General features: G+C 56.5%; 2 protein-coding genes and 1 pseudogene. 1 reads left to right on the plus strand and 2 read right to left on the minus strand.

Annotation, left to right across the window (positions count from 1 at the left end):
* Positions 1–733 precede the first annotated feature (733 nt).
* Positions 734–970 carry a hypothetical protein gene (locus AC5ZG5_RS45855; RefSeq protein ID WP_456647204.1) on the minus strand — a complete coding sequence of 79 codons (237 nt, stop codon included), beginning with the start codon at positions 968–970 and terminating at the stop codon, positions 734–736.
* 840 nt (positions 971–1,810) lie between these two features.
* On the opposite strand from AC5ZG5_RS45855, the gene AC5ZG5_RS45860 reads away from it, so the two are divergent.
* Positions 1,811–2,569, plus strand: coding sequence for a hypothetical protein (locus AC5ZG5_RS45860; RefSeq protein WP_456647203.1), 759 nt, complete (start codon positions 1,811–1,813; stop codon positions 2,567–2,569).
* Here the strand turns inward: AC5ZG5_RS45860 and AC5ZG5_RS45865 are convergent.
* A pseudogene (locus AC5ZG5_RS45865) lies at positions 2,530–2,871 on the minus strand (transposase); the annotation flags it as partial. The gene AC5ZG5_RS45860 and the pseudogene AC5ZG5_RS45865 overlap by 40 nt on opposite strands.
* Between the last annotated feature and the right edge of the window lie 77 nt (positions 2,872–2,948).

The following is a 2,948-nucleotide window of genomic DNA, read 5'->3' on the forward strand; positions in this document are numbered from 1 at the left end:
TTCACCTGCGCGCGATCAGATCGGAACGCTGCGCGGCATCAGATTGGAATACCTGCGCGCGATCATTGGAATCCGCAAGCTCGTGATCGCGCCGTAACTTTAACGACTGGAGACCACCTCTCCTGCTTTGCTCGTCTGCAGGCACCTGCGAGCGTTGCGCCCCAACACAAGTCAGCTCAGGCGACCGGTTACAAATGCGCCTGTCTTAATTCGTTGGGAAGTAACTCAGGCTTCCCCGACTGGTGTGTGCCCGTGATGACGATCTTGCCAGAGTCCGTCCGCTTCATCGTGACGATGGCGTCGCCATGATCGTCTAGAAGTGCTTGCAATCGTCCTCGCGACGTCGCAGCTCATAAGGTTCGGGACCGGAAATTGGTTTGATTGCTCCGGGCTGTTCGCTTTGTACGTTGAGCTGCATTGGATGCGATCGAATGACCCTGATCGATAGCTCTCAACGCGCCGCTTTGCTCAGCAACGCCGCCGCCGGATCAATACAGAACTGCGTTCATCGCTCACCTAGGGGAATGAGCCCCTGTGGCTCGCTTCGGCTCTGGCTATGGGCCTTCAGTGTTTCAGTCGTCGCCCCTGGGATTACGAAATGTCGGTGCGATTCGTCATATGCGACGTCGCACTTCGGCAACCTGACAAGTCGGCGAGAAAGACTAGCCAGCTCGATTGCCGCTTCCGTGGCGGACAGTCGCACTTGATTCGCAGGAATCTGGCTCAGCCTTCTTCATGCCTCGCCCGATTTCCCATAGCGGCGCACGGCATTAGGGTTGGCAAGCGGCAGCGGATTTTCGATCAGCCTTGAGGCCTTGGAGATCCCGGCCGCCTTGGCCTCATATTTGTCGGCGAGATCAAGGAGCCGTTTTCTGGTGAACGGATCGGCCTTCTCAGCCAACTCGCGAGCCCGCAATGCCTGTTGCTTAAAAATTTCTTCGTCCATGAAATACCCGAACGCAAACAGCACCAGATTTCAGTACATAACGCCGGCACCGTCAAGGACACTGCGTCACGGTTCAATGCCCTTATTTGCCGGAATGCCCAGATCATTGAGTGTTCGTTCTGGAGCTGAGCAACGCTTCGACATGGTACCACGGGCCTCTCAAGTCATGTCTTTGCGACCCTCGCGACAATCTATGCGGCCGCACCGGCTCTCATCAGAGTTACCGCTCTATCGAGCCGCACTCGGTAGTGACCATCCTGGGCGGCCCAATCGACATCCGAAAGAACGCCGTCCGCATCAGCACAGTAGTGTCCTTGCTCTGCAGGGCCTCGCACTACGGCTTCAGAGGTGAGTTCGCGTATCGGCCCTCGTGTCGAGGCATGCCCATGAGGAACGCAAAAGATAATGACTAAGAACTGCTCAATGGTGTGGACAGATGACGTTTGTTATCGGCACAAAAACTTTGTACGGAACGTACCAGAATCTGCACACGCTCTGCAGGCGTGCTCAAATTACCTCACAACAATACCCGTCGTACGCGTTGCCGGCCGACAACTGCTAGGTTTAGCCGCCCTCTTGAGCGCCTTTCAGCGTAGGCGGAAGCGCGTCTGACTGCGCAACGCATCACCGTTCTTTAACGATCCCGTCCGCAACATCCGTGTAAAGCTCGATCGCAAGGAACGACATCCACAGTTGTCGCCACAACGTTGCCGACGCATTTTGGGCCGCCGGGATACCTGGATGAGCAACCTACGTGCTGCGGGGCCCCGCCAGGGCATGGCATCTGCCCCCGAGGGGCCGCTCAAAAGCTCGCGAAGATAATTGAGGCGATAGGGTTTAGAGTCGGAGGTTGAAATAATCAGTATGCGCTTTACAGATCACGACACCGGAGAGCTCTACCACCTCGATATGACGCCCGAGCTAAAGGCCGATCTCGCGCTATTTCGACAGTCTGCATGTAAGCACGCCGAGTTCGAGGTCCGCCAGCGTCGGAACAGAGGCGGCGCCACGCATTTCTACAAGCAGTGCATCGCTTGCGGCAGGTCAATTGGCTCTGCGCTGAAGAAGTCGCCCGAGTTGATTAATGCTCCTGCGTGGAAGGAAGGCCACGAGAATAGCTACCTAGCGGCCCGAGACACCGAGTACAGATCAATCATTCAAAAGCATGTCCGCAAGCAAAGGGGCAGGGCCGATGGTTTCAACCGAGAATATGATATCTATCTAGCTAGTCCGGAATGGCAAGCGAAGCGGGCCAAGATTCTGAAACGAGCTAATGGCATCTGCGAAGGATGCCTTGAGCGCAAAGCCACACAGGTTCATCATCTCACTTACGAGCACGTATATCACGAATTCATGTTTGAATTGATCGCGGTTTGCGACGAATGTCACGCACGCTTGCACATTGAGAACAAGGACGACGGCCAGTTGGTCGAAAATGATCTCAGGTCGGAATGGGAGGATGGGCATCCGTGCGATGGCTGCCGCCACGGAAGCGAGCAAAACAGTCGACGGTGGTGCTTCCTCCTCGATCAATATGCCGCGGACGCCCTCGCCGACTGGGGCGATTGCGGCCCTAGAGCGTTTCACGTTTTGATGGAAGCATATCCTGCGTTGGCGAAGTAGTTGCTGCATTCGGCAGGCTGGATCGAGGTGACGAGGTCGCCGATGTGTCGCCAAATGTCTTCGAGGGTGCGCTTCTGCGCGATGCGCATCCAGTGCTTGATCTTGGCGAAGGTCTGTTCGATCGGATTGAGGTCGGGTGAGTAAGGCGGCAGATACCAGAGTCTGGCGCCGGCGCCTCGGATGATGCGGCGCAGAGCAGCCGACTTGTGGCTGCCGAGATTATCCATGATCACGATGTCGCCCGGCTTAAGAACTGGAACAAGCTGCTGTTCGACATAAGCTCGGAAGCATTCGCCGTTGATCCCCGACGGTTGGTCAAAATCCCCCGGGTGAGGTCACCTCAAACTCCCCCACCTGATTCCGCCTGGCTGGGCGGCTG

It is taken from the genome of Bradyrhizobium sp. Ses1 (assembly GCF_059512365.1).